Source organism: Stappia sp. BW2 (genome assembly GCF_008107695.1).
Taxonomy (GTDB): Bacteria; Pseudomonadota; Alphaproteobacteria; order Rhizobiales; family Stappiaceae; genus Roseibium.
This window is the reverse complement of record NZ_VIRG01000039.1, coordinates 1-15151: the sequence shown is the minus strand read 5'-3', so window position 1 is coordinate 15151 and position 15151 is coordinate 1. Positions and strand designations below refer to the sequence as shown.

Genomic DNA, 15151 nt, shown 5'->3' with positions numbered 1-15151 from the left:
CTCACAACCCCGTCCTGTGAGCCCGGGCTGTAAAGAAGATGCCGGACGGGCTTTCGGCGTCGATTTCGCCTGTCTTCTCGAAGGTCCGGGTGTCGTAGATCATTACCTTGCCGGCATCGCGCACCGAGATCCAGACCTCGTTGCCGCGCGGCGTGAATTCCATGTGCAGGACGGCAGGGCCGGGTTTGAACTCGTGCACCACCTGCTTCGTGACCGTGTCGATCACCTGGATGGTGTTATTGAGCGGATGTGCGAAGTTTACCCAGACCTGGCGGCCATCAGGTCTCGCCATGGCAAAGACCGGCTGGCCATGGGTTCTGGTGCGTCCGGTTTCGGCGAGCGTGTCTCCGTCGACCCACAGAACCTCGTGGTGCCCGACAGCGGGCAGGACAAACTCCTGGCCGGCACGTGCCCAGCCTTCCAGGTGCGGCATCTTGTAGACCGGCAGTTCCGCTTTTCCGCGGCCGTATCCGGGCAGAACCCGGATCGGCTCGGGATCTTCCTGCCACAGGTCGAGTGCGGTCAGTCCGTCTTCGCCGAACAGGCCGGTGATGTAGAGACGGCCGTCACCAGTGATCAGGGCGTCATAAGGGTTGTTGCCCATGCCGGTGATCCTGGTAATTTTCGGTTCTTCGGTGTTGAGATCCGCAATCCAGGTTTCGCCCGCATCCCACAGGGTGAAGACGAAGCGTTTGCCGGGCGCATCGACAAGACCGATTGTCTTCGAGCCCGTCGGAATATCTGCCACCATCTCCAGCGTCTCGGCATCGAAGATGCGCACGCCACCGGGCTCATAATTTGAAACGGCAACCAGCGAGCCGTCGTCCGAAATGGCTCCGCCGATGGCGTTTCCGGATTGTAAAACGCGCTTTGCTATCCGTTTCTCGACAAGGTCAACCTTGGTAAGGCCGCCATCACGCCCGAAGACATAGGCAAAGCGTTCGTCCGGCGAATAGACCAGGCTGGCGTGGGACAGATCGCCAAGGCCCTTGATCCGTGTCAGGGACGCGCGGTCGGACTGATCGACCAGCAACAGCGACCCGCTCCCCCGTTCGACGACGAGACCGAGATCGCCGGTGGCAACGACCGACTGCGCCTGAGCGGTGCCGGTCAACATGGCCGCCAAAACGGCTCCGTATAGCCACTTCATTTCGTGTCTCCCTTCAAAAGATATTCGGCAATTTTCCTCGCGTCGGCCTCGCTCAGGATCGGGCGCCAGGGAGGCATTGCCGTTTTCGGGATGCCGTCCAGAACCACTGTGGACAGGGTATCGATGTCGTAGTGGCCAAGTGCGTCGGGCCGAATATCGGGACCGAGTCCGCCTTTCAGCGTCATGCCGTGGCATGACCCGCAGTCCTGGCGCACCAGATTGACCAGCGCCGCCGGAGTGCCCTGTTCTTCGGCTAGCGCAAGGCTGGTGATGGCCAGAAGACAAAAGGCAATCGTGAGCAATGTCTTAAGCATTGACCAGCCTTCCGGCCGTGCCGCTGTCCACGGTACTGAGCATGGCGTCAAAGGTTGTTGCTGGCCATTCGGCACTCAGGGTCACGACTTTGCCGACTACAAACAGCACAGGTGCCTTGAGCCTGGCGTCGCGAACATCGATCGCAATCCTGTCGAGTTCGGAATAGAGCCTGGTTTCCCGCGGCGTCGTCGCGTTTGCGATGGCAAGTACGGGGGTTGTCCCGCTCAGTCCCTCGGCAATCAGGCGCATGGCAATCTGCCCGATGTTGGCAACGCCCATGTAAACAACCAGCGTGGTGTCTTCGCAGGCGAGGCTTTTCCAATCGAGATCGAGAAACCCGTTCGCCTGCCGGTGACCGGTCACGTAGCGAACTCCAGTTGCCAGACCGCGATGGGTGAGTGGCACACCCGTGACACAGGCCGCGCCCTGGGCGGCGGTAATGCCTGGCGCGTATTCGACCGCAATTCCACGTGACATCAGGTGTTTGGCTTCTTCCGAGCCTCGGCCAAAAATCAGCGGATCGCCGCCTTTTAGGCGGGCGACAGTCATGCCTTCCAGGGCCAGTTCTTCCAGGATCTCGTTGATCCTCTCCTGCGGAACCGGATGATTGTCGGGTGATTTTCCTACCGGGACCTGCAGGGCGGTGTACGGTGCCAACGATAGGATTTCCGGCGAAACCAGCCGGTCGAATACAACGGCATCCGCTTCCTGGAGCATACGCAGGGCCTTGAGTGTCAGAAGCTCCGGGTCTCCGGGGCCTGCTCCGATCAGATAGACCTTACCTGGCTGTTTCATCATTTGCTCCTGCAGGCGGTATGAAAGAAAGAAAAAGGGAGAGGCGGTGGTCCGCCTCTCCGGGCTGGATGTCAGTAGACGTCGGCGCGCGTGTTGAAGACGTTGAACTTGCCGGTCGGTGTGATCAGCCGTTCATCCTTGATGACGTGCTTCAATTCGAGCGTCTTGTCGTCAACGACGACGATCGCGCTTTCCTTGTCCTTGGCATTCCAGACGGAGAACCAGATTTCCTCGCCCGCCTGGTCGAATTCGCCCTGAACGACACGGGGCTGGCCTTCGCCGACATCCGCCCATTCGACAATCGGCAGGACCTTGAATTCAGGTTCTTCCTGCGTCAGGTCGTCGACGTTGAACACCGCGATGGCTCCCGAAATCTCCGCATCCGGGTTCAAGGGCGCATCCACGTAGAGATGGTTCGACTTCGGATGGGACTTGACGAAGAGGGAACCGCCACCGAGCCCGTAGAGGGTCTGTACGACCTTCCAGGCGTTGTCCGGATGGCCTTCGGGATCCGTGCCGATCAGGGCAACGGTTTCATCGCCGAGGTGCGAAGTGACCCAGACAGGACCGTAGGTCGGGTGGATCAGGTTGGCACCACGCCCCGGGTGAGGTGTCTGACCGCCGGTTTCAAGCAAGGCCGTCAGCTTGCCTTCCTTGGTGTCGACGACCGCGACCTTGCCGCGGGCATTGGCAGCCACGAGGAAGTAACGCTTGGTGCTGTCGAATCCGCCGTCGTGCAGGAAGCGTTCGGCTTCGATCTCGGTCGTCTTCAGATTCTTGATGTCTGAATAGTCGACCAGAAGGATCTTGCCGGTTTCTTTCACGTTGACGATGAATTCCGGGTTGTAGTGCGACGCCACGATGGACGCGACACGCGGCTCTGGATGGTAGGTCTGATCGTCATAGACCATGCCGCGGGTGGACTTGATCTTGAGTGGCTCCAGAGTGTCGCCGTCCATGATCACGTATTGCGGCGGCCAGTAGGAGCCGGCGATCGCATACTTGTCTTCCCAACCCTTCATTTTTGAAGTTTCGATGGAGCGGGCTTCGGTGCCGACCTTGATCTGCGCCACTGTTGCCGGCTCTTCCATCCACAGGTCGATCATGTTCACAAGCGCATCGCGGCCGATCACGTAAAGATAGCGTCCGGAGGCGGAAATACGCGAAATATGAACCGCATAACCGGTGTTTATCACCGCGTGTATTGCGTAGGTTTCACCGTCGATCAGAGCGACCTGACCGCTGTCGCGCAGCGTGACCGAGAAGAGATTGTCGATGTCGATATCGTTCATCTTCTCTTTCGGACGATCTTCCGGCGCAACCAGAACCTTCCAGCTCTTGCGCATTTCGTCCATACCGAATTCAGGCGGTGACGCCGGTTCCAGCAGGATATAGCGAGCCATCATGTCGACCTGTTCGTCGGTCAGTTCGCCCGAAGTACCCCAGTTCGGCATACCGGCAGGCGAGCCGTAGGTAATGAAGTCCCGCAGATACTCGTAGCCGTTTTCCCGTGTGATATCCGTGGTCAGCGGCTTGCCGGTTGCACCCTTGCGCAAAACGCCGTGACAACCGGCGCAGCGTTCGAAATAGATCTGGTTTGCATTCTGGTATTCGTCAGGCGTCATTACCGGATCGCCTTCCTTGCGCCCCGGAATCTCGACCTTCAGCTGGCCGAGTGTTGACATGCTGGGTTCATAGGCAGCCGAAGGACCACTGCCGTGGTCCGCCGGCTTGTCCTGGGCAGAAACGCCGACTGCCGACAGTCCGAGTGTGAAAGCCACACTCATCAGCAGCGCATTTCTCCGAATGGCTCGTGTCGAGATCATGATTAGTCTCCGTTCGACTGGTGAGGCAGTCGGACGGTGCGCGCAGGCAGGGTCTACTTCCTTGACTTTCGTTAACTTGAAATTTTCAGACAGGTTTGATCTGCGCTGTTCACCAGCAACGCCGGCAGAGTCTTATTCTTATAAGTATATGACTTCATTGAATAAATAAGCGCCTTACCCTCTGCAAAACGACACAATTGTCGCAGGGGTCTTGCACTTTAGGGCTGCATCCGGCGCTTCGTCCTTCCCTCTTATCCATGAACTGCACTGTCCTCAGCACTGCATTCAGGTCCACTTGACTTTGGTTAAGGAAAAGCGGCTGCGCGCTGTCACCCTCCCGGCAGGATCAACTCCGGGGAAAGGAGCGCGCTATGCGCGAAGTCATGACCAAAAGCATGGCCCGAAACATATTCTATGGCGGGTCGCTTTTTTTCATCATCATCTTTGTGGGGCTGTCGGTGCACAGTCACCTTTACATCACCAGCACATCGACAGACGCGGCGACGCTGACCGACAGCGTTGCCGCAGGCAAACGGGTCTGGGAAGACAAGGCCTGCATCAATTGTCACACGATCCTGGGCGAAGGTGCCTATTTCGCACCCGAAGTCGGCAACGTGATGACCCGTTGGGGCGTGCTTGACGATCCTGACCTGGCTTTCGAGACCCTGAAAGGATGGATGGAATCCCAGCCCTCCGGCATCGAAGGCCGCCGCCAGATGCCGCAGTTCCACCTGACGGACGAAGAGATCCGCGATCTCACCAACTTCCTGATCTGGACAGACAAGATCGACGCCCAGGACTGGCCGCCGAACGACGCCGGCTGATTTTGAACGCTGAGGAAACCCAAGATGAAATACCAATCTCAAAAGGTCGCCCTGGCGTATTTCGCCGTGGCAATGGGCCTGTTCGCCGTCCAGGTTCTGGGCGGGCTGCTCGCAGGCTACATCTATGTGGCGCCGAACTTTCTGTCGGAGCTGCTCCCCTTCAACATCGTGCGGATGCTGCACACCAACAGCCTGATCGTCTGGCTTCTGCTCGGGTTCATGGGCTCTGCCTATTTCCTGATCCCCGAAGAAGCGGAACGGGAAATCCATTCCACCAAGCTTGCTTACTTGCAGCTCATCATCCTGGTGGTCGGCACGCTCGGCGTTGTTCTCACCTATGTCTTCAACCTGTTTGAAGGCAACTGGCTGCTGGGCAAGGAAGGCCGCGAGTTCATCGAGCAGCCCAAATGGGTCAAGGTCGGCATCGTCGTTGCCGCGCTGATCTTCCTGTTCAACATCACCATGACGGTGCTGAAAGGCAAGAAGACCGCGATCACCAACATCCTGCTTCTGGGCCTGTGGGGTCTGGCACTCCTGTTCCTGTTCAGTTTCTACAATCCGAGCAATCTCTCGCTCGACAAGCAGTACTGGTGGAACATCGTGCACCTGTGGGTCGAAGGTGTCTGGGAACTGATCATGGCCTCGGTCCTTGCCTACCTGATGCTGAAGCTGACAGGCGTCGATCGCGAAGTCATCGAAAAATGGCTCTATGTCATCGTCGCTGCCGCGCTGTTCTCCGGCATCCTGGGCACCGGTCACCACTATTACTGGATCGGCACTCCCGGATACTGGCAGTGGATCGGCTCGATCTTCTCCTCACTGGAGGTGATCCCCTTCTTCGCCATGATGGCCTTCGCCTTCGTCATGGTCTGGAAGGGCCGCCGCGACCACCCCAACAAGGCCGCGCTGCTGTGGTCGCTCGGTTGCGCCACGCTCGCCTTCTTCGGCGCCGGCGTCTGGGGTTTCCTGCATACCCTGCATGGCGTGAACTACTACACCCACGGCACGCAGATCACTGCCGCCCACGGACACCTGGCCTTCTTCGGTGCCTATGTTTCCCTTAACCTGGCAATCATTACCTACGCCATGCCCCTTCTGCGTGGCCGGGACCCCTACAACCAGGTGCTCAATATGGTGTCCTTCTGGCTGATGGCCGGCGGCATGTCCTTCATGACCTTCGTCCTGACGTTCGCCGGAACGGTGCAAACCCACCTGCAGCGTGTCATGGGCGAATACTACATGGACGTTCAGGACCAGCTGGCCGTGTTCTACTGGATGCGGTTCGGGGCAGGCGCAGCCTTCGTACTCGGGGCCCTGCTGTTCATCTACGCAGTTGCGGTCCCACGCCGCGAAGTCATCCAGCCGGGTGAAGCAGCCGGCGCACCGGCGGAGTGATGGACATGGAAGCAAGTGTCTCCAGCAAAAAGGGGGCGGCATTCGCCCCCTTCTACCTCTCGCAAGGCGACGAATGCGACGTCTTCGAAGCCGCGCACAGGAACGGGCTGCCGGTTCTGCTGAAAGGCCCAACCGGCTGCGGCAAGACCCGTTTCGTCGCCCACATGGCGGCAAAACTCGGCCGCAAGCTTTATACGGTCGCCTGTCATGACGACCTCGCCGCCGCCGACCTGATCGGCCGGTATCTTCTCAAGGGCGGCGAGACGGTCTGGATGGACGGACCGCTGACCCGGGCCGTAAGGGAGGGCGCAATCTGCTATCTCGACGAGGTTGTGGAAGCCCGCAAGGATGTGACTGTCGTGCTGCATCCTCTTACGGATGATCGCCGGACCCTGCCGATCGACAGGACCGGCGAGGAACTGGTGGCAGCACCGGGCTTCATGCTCGTCGCATCCTACAATCCCGGCTACCAGAACATCCTGAAGACCCTGAAACCGTCGACCCGACAGCGTTTCCTCTCGCTTGAATTCGATTTCCCGCCAATGGATCTGGAAACCGAAGTCGTTTGCGAGGAAAGTGGCCTCGACCGCGACCGGACCGCCGCGCTGGTGCGTCTGGCCGGAAAACTCAGGGCGCTGAAAGGCCAGGATCTTGAGGAAGGCGTGTCGACCCGGCTGGTCGTCTATGCAGCAACACTGATTGCTCAGGGCATGCCTGTCGGAAGGGCGATCGAAGCCGCTATGATCGAACCGTTGACCGACGATGAAGACGTGAAACGCGGGCTCCTTGATCTTGTCACGGCCGTGTTTGGGTGAGGCCAGACCGATGGGCAAGATCGACATCGAGCCATGGGAACCCGAGGAAACCATCGGGAAACTGTGGCACGCGTTTGCAAGCCGCCTGGATGCGCCCGAGGTGCATCATGGAGCCGCGGTCGGCCTCGATGAGGTCGGCGGGCGGCTTGCTGTCCTTTTCCGGGGACTGGGGGGAACTCACAGTGTCGAGCTTCGTCCGGTCGCCCAGGAGGTTTCGCGCCACCGCCTCGGATTTCTGAGGCGGCTCGGCACGGAAGCCGAAACCGTGACACGAACCAGTTTCGATGGAGAGATCCTGAGACTGCCGGCGAGCCTTGCGGTGTTCCCGTCGCGGGAGGCGAATGCAGCCCTCTATGTCTGGTTAACGGCGCTGGCGGCACATGCACCTGCCCATGTCGCCGAAACGGACCCGCTCCGGGCGGATCTGCAGTCCCTCGGGGCAATATCCGCCATGGTTCGGGACACACTTGACCAGGCTCCAGGCTTGCGGGACCTCTACACCGCCCTTTGCCAACAGGTGCTGGTGGCAAGACCAAAAGCCCCCTTGCCGGAGATGGAAGCAAGGGTCGACAGGCTCGTGCGTCATTTGTTGGGCGACCCTGGAACTCCTGCCCCCGATGTCCTGGACCTGCAGGAACGGATCGATCGAAAGTCATTCGAGGATGTGTCCGCCCCGCGTGGATACCGTCCTCTCCGGCCGGTGCCGCTCTGGCCGGACCTCAGAGAAGTTGTGTTTTCCGCGGGAGACGAAGTCGACAGCCGAGAGACAGACGGTCCTCCAGAGGACGCGACCGGCAAGACAGTGCGCGCCCGCAGGCGCAAGGCAGACCAGGCAGAACGCAAGGACAGCCTGATCCTGCACAAATTCGAAGCCATTCTCAGCTGGGCAGAGTTTCTCAATCTCAATCGCCGTGTCGACGACGACGATCATGACAGCGCCAAGAAGGCGGCTGACGATCAGGAGGAGATCGGCCTTGGCCAGATCTCAAAGGCACCGGCAACCCGTCTGAAGCTGCATCTTGACCTGGCTCCGGAAGATGTCGACCGCGAAAGACTGTCCGGACGGCATCTCTACCCGGAGTGGGACACACGCAGTGGCCGCTATCTGGCGGACCACGTCTGCGTTCTGACCAGCACTGCGGAAGCGGATCCGGAAAAGGGATCTGCCGGAATGGATGACGTCGCAAAACGGCGCATCCGCTCGGTGAAGAAACAGTTCGAAGCCCTCCGGCCAGGCCGGGTAACGACACGCGGACACCTGGAAGGCGACGGACTGGATCTTGATGCCGCGGTGCGCTCCGAAGCGGAGCGGATGGCCGGTGGCACCGGCTCGGAACGGATCTGGCTGCAGAACCGTCCGGAAGCGCGTGATCTTGCGGTTTCCATCCTGCTTGACGTGTCCCGCTCGACCGAGAGCGCCGTCACCGGACGCGCCGTGATCGATATCGAACGGGAAGCCTTGACCGCTCTTGCCTGGGGTCTGAATGCCTGCGGGGATGATTTCGCCATAACCGCTTTCTCATCCCTGAAACGGCAGCGCGTCTACCTTCAGTCCTGCAAGGGCTTCAACGAACCGATGAGTGCCCTTGTCGAACAAAGGATCGGCACGCTGCGGCCCGGCTTCTACACGCGTCTGGGGGCGGCCATTCGTCATGTGACCACTGACCTTGCGGCCCAGTCGCGCAAACGCAAACTCCTTCTGGTGATCACCGACGGCAAGCCCAACGATCTCGATCATTACGAAGGACGGCACGGCATCGAAGACACCAGGATGGCGGTTCGGGAAGCCCGGCGGGCAGGCCAATCCGTCTTTGGGGTCACCATCGACAAATCGGCAAAGTCCTGGTTCCCGCGGCTGTTCGGGCAAGGCGGTTTTGCCGTGATCCCGCATCCGGACAGGCTGACACAGGCCTTGCCGCAGATTTACCGCCAGATTGTCGGAGGCTAGAGCCGCGGATGCACGCTCCGTCACCGAAGCCGGACCAGCACGACGCAGGTATCCTCGACGAGTTGCCCGGGGAACTGTTGATGTGGGTGCTCATCATCAGTGAACTGCTGGTCTTCGGGGCCGGGCTTGCCGCCTTCATGGGCGTAAGGATATCCGATCCGGACGGTTTTACCGCAGCAAGGGCCCACCTCGATCCGGCACTCGCCGGCATCAACACGATCGTGCTGATCACCAGCGGCTTTCTGGCCGCCCGGGGCCTTGAGCTTCGGCTCAAGTTAAAGCGGACGGCCGCCCGTTTGCACCTGACCGGCGCCATGGCTCTCGGCTGTGTGTTCCTCGCCATCAAGGCGCAGGAATATGCAGCCAAAGCTGCGGAAGGGATCTCCACGGAGACCCATCCCTTCTTCATGTTCTATTACCTGCTCACAGGGTTCCACGCAGCTCATGTGCTCGCGGGGATTGTTGTGCTGGGTCTGGTGGCGTGGAAAGACGAACCTCGCACCATCGAAACAGGAACCGCCTTCTGGCATATGGTCGATCTCATCTGGGTGCTGCTGTTCCCGGTGATTTATGTCCTAGGATAGCGAAAGATGACCCTTCCTTCCATATCGCTCGCCTGGATCGCGCTTTTGGGCCTGTCGACCGCCACCGTTCTGGTGACAACAGGCGGGACCGGTCATTTCAGTCCGGGTCTTTTTGGCGGGCTGCTGTTGCTGCTGGCGTTCATCAAGGCGCGGATCATCCTGTCCCGGTATCTCGGGCTATGGCAGGCGCCGGTCTGGCTGTCCGGGTTCAGTTGGGTGATCGGGTTTTATTGCCTGCTGTTGCTGGCGCTTTACGTTGCCCCCGGGTTCAGCTCCTGAAAGCTTCAGCCAACTGGTGTGGAAGCTCGAATTCGGCAAGTACCCGCTCACGTGCGTCTTCCGACATCTTCCGTGCCGTTTTCTGCACGATATCAAGCACCTTGGCGTCCTCGTGTTTGGCGGCAAAAGGCGCGAAATACCATTTCAGGAATACAAAGCAGATTACGTTTTCCAGCGCCTGCACATCCGCATCCCGCTTGAGACCTTCCTTGCGCAGCATCTTCGCCGCCGCCTCGATTTCTTCCGGTGAATAAGCTGCCTCTGCCATGATTTCACCGACGCGGTGCGCATGGTGACGGGCCTGATCCCGGCGCCAGGCGTGATAGCCGGTCTTGCCTTCCGGGTAGGACTGGCGCGGAGTGATCCAGCGCTCAATGTGCTGGCCCCTGGCCGCAATCTTCAACGGATCGCTTGCCTCCGGATAGAGCCGATCCAGCTCCTCGCTCATTCTTTGCCCATAAAGAAGGGCCGCAGGCTTGCCGCCTTCCTGGTTGGGGTCAGCGGCGTTCGCGCTGTCGATTGCCTTTAGAGCAGTTTCCAGTTTCATCGTCAGCCTTTGGTCCAGGCGTCTACGGAATCTTCTTCGGAGAAGGCCCGCAGCCGTTCGATATCCTTGATTTCCGCGTGATTGCGATTGATGCGGACGCCCGCAGATTTCAACCGTGCAAATGACCGCGACAGGCTTTCCGGCTTCATGCCGAGACGGCCGGCAATAAGGAACTTGTCGTATGGCAGGGTCACCTCGCAGCTACCGCTTTCCTGCTCGCACAACTCAAGCAAGAACTCGGCGACCCTTTGTGGTCCGGTTTGCGCCTTAAGCTGCTCCAGTTGCGAAACGAGGGAGTGTAGGTGAATGAAGGTCGATGCCACCACGGAAACCGCAATGTCCGGGTCCTTGCGCATGGCCTCCAAAATTGCCGTGCTGGGGATGCGCATGACTTCGCAGGCCGTGACCGCTTCCGCCGAAACCGGATAAGCAAGTCCGCGAAAAGCGACTGCTTCGCCGAAGCTTTCTCCCTTGGCAAAGACATTCACTACTGCCTCGCCGCCATTGGGGGCGATCCGGTACAGTTTGACCCAGCCGTCCATGACGATGTGAATTGCCTGGGCTGTCTCACCATGCAGGAACAAAGTCTCGCCTCGGTCATAGGTTCGCCAGCTCGACATGCCGAGCACCATGTCGCAGATCTCCTGCGGGAAGCTTTTGAGAAGCAGGGAGTTCTGGGCAATTTTCCGCTGGCGATAAGTGGGCATCGGTGAATGTCCTGCTCAAGTGATGTGCAAGAACGTCTAGCCCGACCTAGGGACTTTGCACAATACAAAGCTCGGGTCATCGACGGACTTGTGCCGTTCTTGACTATTGTCATTCAGCCTGCCCCGCAACTAACGTCTACCGGATACTTGAGAAAGCGGGGACGTCATGGACTATCAAGCCTTTTTCAAAAACCGTCTTGCAGACCTGAAGCATGCCGGAAACTACCGTGTCTTCATCGAACTTCAGCGTAAACGCGGCAATTTTCCGGAAGCAAAATGGACCAACGGCGATGGCACCAAGGACGTCGCTATCTGGTGTTCCAACGATTACCTCGGTATGGGTCAACATCCGAAGGTTCTGGCGGCCTTGCACGAGGCCGCCGACCGCTGTGGCGCCGGAGCAGGTGGAACTCGCAACATTTCTGGTACGACGCACGATCACGTGCTTCTGGAAGCTGAACTTGCAGACTTGCATGGCAAGGAAACCGCCCTGGTTTTCACGTCCGGCTATGTTTCCAGCTGGGCTGGGCTCGGCACGCTGCGCGTCGCAGATCGGAGCGGACTTGCCGCGGTACAACATCGCGATCCTGACTGTGGCCGGTGCGTGGTCGACATAAACGGCCCATTGCTGTCATTTGTGACGTGACCAATGAATGTCGGCTTCCCAGTATTTGCATCAGAAGCCTGTCGCAAAAGTCGGGCGCAAAATATCGACTTTTACGAGAGAGCTTTGCGACAAAATTACCGAAGGCTTTGCAATCAGCCCGGTTTTACTGCAAAAAATAGGATCTCTGGGAATCCAAGCCCCGGTTAGCGGAGTAGTGTCGGCATGAGTAGGTGCCCGCGCTTGTGGAGCTTTGCATAGCTTGCCGCGTCAATGTTTGAGCCGCATACGATCATTGCCACGCGTTTTCCTTTAAGACGCTGACGAAGCGGACCCAATGCTCCTGCCATAGCGGCGGCGGCGGCCGGTTCAACAGCCAGTAGAGCTTGTTCCTGCATGATGACAAGAGCGGCGCAGAGATCATCATCTGAGACCGTCACGACATCATCGACATATCTTGCGGTCAGGGACAGGCTGAACGGGAGGGACATTGGAGGCGCGAGACTATCGGCAATCGTGTCAGGCTTCTCGATCGTGACCGGCCTGTTGGCCGCGAGTCCTCGAGATACGGCGTTGGCACTGATCGGCTCGACGCCAAAGACCATGCAACGCGGATTCATCTGCTTGACCGCCGCTGCGACACCACTGATCAAACCTCCGCCACCCACGGCAACCACGATGGCGTTCAGGTCGCTTACGTCCTCCATGAGTTCGAGGCCGACGCCGGCAGTCCCCAAAGTGGTTCCGGCTCCTTCGAACGGATGGACAAAGGTAAAACCCTCTTCGTGCATCAATCGTTCGGCTTCGGCGAATGTGGCCTGCCCTCCATCTGCGAGGACAACCTCGGCCCCCTCGCTCCGGGCTCGTTCAACGCGAAAGGGATTGGCCGTGGATTGCATAACGACCTTGGCGGGCACGCCCATCTGCCGTGCGGCCCACGCCACGGCAATAGCGTGGTTGCCGGCACTTGCACCGGTAAGGCCATTTTGCCGCTCTTCTTTTGGAATGGAATGCGCGACCGACAAGGCCCCGCGCGCCTTGAATGTCCCGGTAAGCTGGAAGGCTTCGAGCTTCAGGTAGATTTTTGCCTGATCGAGCACCCGTTTCACCGAGGAGGACCCCAACTCGACCGATGGCGTTCGGATGATCGAAACTGCGAGTTCGCGATGACGGCTACGTATCCTGTCGAGCGTGATGTCTGCCGGATCGTCCATCAATTGATTTTCTCTGGTTGCAGGGCGTCCTTCTTCAAATCTGCCAACTCGTTGTAAATGGTAGCTCTGCTGACGTTGATGAGACGGGCAATGTAAATGACGGAACGAGGCGCTTCAAAGCCACCACTCTGGTAAATCGCGGCGATCAAGTGCCGGCGCTGATGTCGATCAAGCGAAGTCGGATCGACATTTCTTGCTCTCGACCATTCTGCGACAAACCGGTTCAGGGTCTCGTGCCAGTCCTGACGGAACAAAGCCGGGGTCACGGCAACAGTCACCGGATTGATGGGCTTTAGCATCATCTCCAGCATGTCGCGCATAGCCTCGAAGCGTGACACGTCCACATTGATGCAAAGCATGGAAACAGGCTGTCCCGGAAGCGGGACCGAGATCGAGCGCAGGCGCTTGCCGTCCCAGTTCGTCTTTTCATAAGGACCGAAATACCCGAATTGGGAGGGCGGACCGAGATCCCTCAAGCCTGACGGATCACCAGGCTCGCGGGGCGACATCGGCGCTGCGACATAAGCCAACGTGTCGCTCTCCATGTCGTGGATTGCGACTTCAATCAGCGGGGCAAGCAGCGACGCTATGGCATCGGCCAGCGGTTGGTATGGGTGAAACACTGACGTGCGACGGTTCATTCTTGACTCCCATTTATAGACAATATGTCTATAATAGACTTTTCTGCAAATCAAGGAGACGCTTATGACCACTACTCTTTTCGAGGCTATCCAAGCTGCGTCGCAGCGCCGCTCACCAGATGTGCTACGCACTCCCTTGCAGCCAAGCGTTGGGCTATCCCGCCTTCTTGGCTGCAATGTCCTTCTGAAAGCGGAGCACCTCCAGACCACCGGGTCGTTCAAGTATCGTGGAGCCTCGAACAAGATCCGCCTACTGTCTCCGGTCGAGAGAGAGCGAGGCGTCGTAACGGCATCGACGGGCAACCATGGGCACGCCGTCGCATTGGCGGGTCGCGTGGCAGGCGTCCAGGTTTCTGTTTTTGCTGCTAAGAAGACGGCGCGCTCCAAGCTCACCGCCATCCGGGCACATGGCGCTGATCTCCATGTGATCGAGGGTGGGGAACTGGAAGCTGAGTTGAGCGCCAGAGACGAAGCTGATCGCTCCGGGCGTTGCTATATCTCGCCCTATAACGACATGGACGTGATGGCGGGACAGGGGACGCTGGGGATCGAACTGGCCGAAGCCGGTCACCGGCTCGACGCAGTTTTCGTTTCCGTTGGCGGCGGTGGTCTCATCGGGGGGATCGGCACGGCGCTTTCCCACCTGTCACCATCGACGCAAATCATCGGCTGCTGGCCTGAAAACTCCCCGGTCCTTCTCCGCGCCTTGGAGACCGGTTTCATCCACGACGTTCCCGAGAGCGAAACCATTTCGGACGGAACTGCGGGAGCGCTCGAACCGGGAACGGTGACGCTTCCCGTGTGTGCCGAGGTCATCGACCAATATGTGACCGTCAGCGAAGACCTTATTATGTCGGCCATGTGGGCGCTCGCAGACCATGAACACTGGATGGTAGAGGGGGCCGCCGGTGTAGCGCTGGCGGGACTCGCGGCCTTGAAGGCGGAGATGGAAGGCAAAACGGTAGCAGTGATACTGTGCGGACGAAACATTGGTGCCGACATTTTCGCGTCAGCGATTGCGCTGAGGCCGCAGGCACCTTTCACGAAAACCAACAAGAAATGACCGCCTTGCCTTTTCTCCTCGGCGTTCGCGATCGCCTAGTTGACGATCCACGTCTATCTCCGGTGTTGCGTAAATCCCGAGTTTTGTAGCGATTGCGTGCCTGATATCTGCGACGCCGCAAAATAGGTATTTTTTCAACAGTATCCGCCCTCTACGGGCCTTCGCCCAACCCGCAACGAACAATCAGCTTTACAGAACTGTCTGAAATCCTGCGGACGACCGACTTGAGGGCGCTGAAGCGCCAATCGGGCGTTGCAAGGGATCGATATGAAGAGTTGGTCTGCACGTTGTATATATGATAATGTCTTTTATCTTATTGTTCCCCGTCAGCAACCATGAGACATATCGGCGAAATTGCCTAAGGAGGATTTCTGGCACATCGTAGCCCGCCAAGGGAGCGAAGATGAGACAGAAATCCGGGCCGCAGGAGTCGGCCGAAAAGCA

The 15151-nt window shown here is 58.9% G+C and carries 15 protein-coding genes and 1 pseudogene; 8 read left to right on the top strand and 8 right to left on the bottom strand.

Annotated features, from left to right (window positions below; genetic code table 11):
* Window position 1: 1 nt before the first annotated feature.
* The 4 genes from FMN63_RS02740 to FMN63_RS02725 form a co-directional block, all read right to left on the bottom strand.
* Window positions 2-1150 carry a cytochrome D1 domain-containing protein gene (locus tag FMN63_RS02740; protein WP_148582429.1) on the bottom strand — a complete coding sequence of 383 codons (1149 nt, stop codon included), beginning with the start codon at window positions 1148-1150 and terminating at the stop codon, window positions 2-4.
* Window positions 1147-1464: a c-type cytochrome gene (locus FMN63_RS02735; protein WP_148582428.1), complete on the bottom strand. Its 318-nt coding sequence runs from the start codon at window positions 1462-1464 to the stop codon at window positions 1147-1149. Before FMN63_RS02735 ends, FMN63_RS02740 begins: the two co-directional genes overlap by 4 nt.
* Window positions 1457-2260: a uroporphyrinogen-III C-methyltransferase gene (cobA, locus tag FMN63_RS02730; RefSeq protein WP_148582427.1), complete on the bottom strand. Its 804-nt coding sequence runs from the start codon at window positions 2258-2260 to the stop codon at window positions 1457-1459. The genes FMN63_RS02735 and cobA overlap by 8 nt, the downstream gene beginning before the upstream one ends.
* Before the next feature lie 71 nt (window positions 2261-2331).
* The gene (locus FMN63_RS02725) at window positions 2332-4086 is read right to left on the bottom strand and encodes a nitrite reductase (protein ID WP_286192529.1); all 1755 of its coding nucleotides are present in this window, start codon (window positions 4084-4086) and stop codon (window positions 2332-2334) included.
* Window positions 4087-4457: 371 nt separating this feature from the next.
* Between FMN63_RS02725 and FMN63_RS02720 the strand changes: the two genes are divergently transcribed.
* From FMN63_RS02720 to FMN63_RS02695, 6 genes are read left to right on the top strand one after another with little or no spacing between them, the layout of a single operon-like run.
* A complete protein-coding gene (locus FMN63_RS02720) occupies window positions 4458-4910 on the top strand; it encodes a c-type cytochrome (RefSeq protein WP_148582426.1) in 453 nt (150 codons plus the stop codon).
* Window positions 4911-4934: 24 nt separating this feature from the next.
* Complete coding sequence (locus tag FMN63_RS02715; RefSeq protein ID WP_148582425.1) at window positions 4935-6305, top strand: cbb3-type cytochrome c oxidase subunit I; 1371 nt, start codon at window positions 4935-4937, stop codon at window positions 6303-6305.
* A 5-nt stretch (window positions 6306-6310) separates the two neighbouring features.
* The gene (locus FMN63_RS02710; RefSeq protein ID WP_209000908.1) at window positions 6311-7120 is read left to right on the top strand and encodes a CbbQ/NirQ/NorQ/GpvN family protein; all 810 of its coding nucleotides are present in this window, start codon (window positions 6311-6313) and stop codon (window positions 7118-7120) included.
* A 10-nt stretch (window positions 7121-7130) separates the two neighbouring features.
* Window positions 7131-9068: a nitric oxide reductase activation protein NorD gene (locus FMN63_RS02705; protein WP_148582423.1), complete on the top strand. Its 1938-nt coding sequence runs from the start codon at window positions 7131-7133 to the stop codon at window positions 9066-9068.
* 8 nt (window positions 9069-9076) lie between these two features.
* Window positions 9077-9652 carry a cytochrome c oxidase subunit 3 family protein gene (locus tag FMN63_RS02700; protein ID WP_148582422.1) on the top strand — a complete coding sequence of 192 codons (576 nt, stop codon included), beginning with the start codon at window positions 9077-9079 and terminating at the stop codon, window positions 9650-9652.
* Between the two features lie 6 nt (window positions 9653-9658).
* Window positions 9659-9931, top strand: a complete 273-nt coding sequence (locus tag FMN63_RS02695; RefSeq protein ID WP_148582421.1) for a nitric oxide reductase F protein — start codon at window positions 9659-9661, stop codon at window positions 9929-9931.
* Here FMN63_RS02695 and FMN63_RS02690 read toward each other — a convergent pair.
* Together FMN63_RS02690 and FMN63_RS02685 are read right to left on the bottom strand one after the other, a co-directional pair.
* On the bottom strand, window positions 9921-10478 hold the full coding sequence (locus tag FMN63_RS02690; protein WP_148582420.1) for a DUF4202 domain-containing protein: 558 nt from the start codon (window positions 10476-10478) through the stop codon (window positions 9921-9923). The two genes, FMN63_RS02695 and FMN63_RS02690, sit on opposite strands and share 11 nt — an antisense overlap.
* Before the next feature lie 2 nt (window positions 10479-10480).
* Complete coding sequence (locus FMN63_RS02685) at window positions 10481-11185, bottom strand: Crp/Fnr family transcriptional regulator (RefSeq protein ID WP_148582419.1); 705 nt, start codon at window positions 11183-11185, stop codon at window positions 10481-10483.
* A 166-nt stretch (window positions 11186-11351) separates the two neighbouring features.
* Here FMN63_RS02685 and FMN63_RS02680 point away from each other — a divergent pair.
* A pseudogene (locus FMN63_RS02680) lies at window positions 11352-11726 on the top strand (aminotransferase class I/II-fold pyridoxal phosphate-dependent enzyme); the annotation flags it as partial.
* A gap of 269 nt (window positions 11727-11995) precedes the next feature.
* Here the strand turns inward: FMN63_RS02680 and FMN63_RS02675 are convergent.
* Together FMN63_RS02675 and FMN63_RS02670 are read right to left on the bottom strand one after the other, a co-directional pair.
* On the bottom strand, window positions 11996-13003 hold the full coding sequence (locus FMN63_RS02675) for a threonine ammonia-lyase (protein ID WP_148582418.1): 1008 nt from the start codon (window positions 13001-13003) through the stop codon (window positions 11996-11998).
* Window positions 13003-13644, bottom strand: a complete 642-nt coding sequence (locus FMN63_RS02670) for a helix-turn-helix transcriptional regulator (protein WP_148582417.1) — start codon at window positions 13642-13644, stop codon at window positions 13003-13005. The genes FMN63_RS02675 and FMN63_RS02670 overlap by 1 nt, the downstream gene beginning before the upstream one ends.
* Window positions 13645-13708: 64 nt before the next feature.
* On the opposite strand from FMN63_RS02670, the gene FMN63_RS02665 reads away from it, so the two are divergent.
* A complete protein-coding gene (locus FMN63_RS02665; protein WP_148582416.1) occupies window positions 13709-14707 on the top strand; it encodes a threonine/serine dehydratase in 999 nt (332 codons plus the stop codon).
* Window positions 14708-15151: the final 444 nt, after the last annotated feature.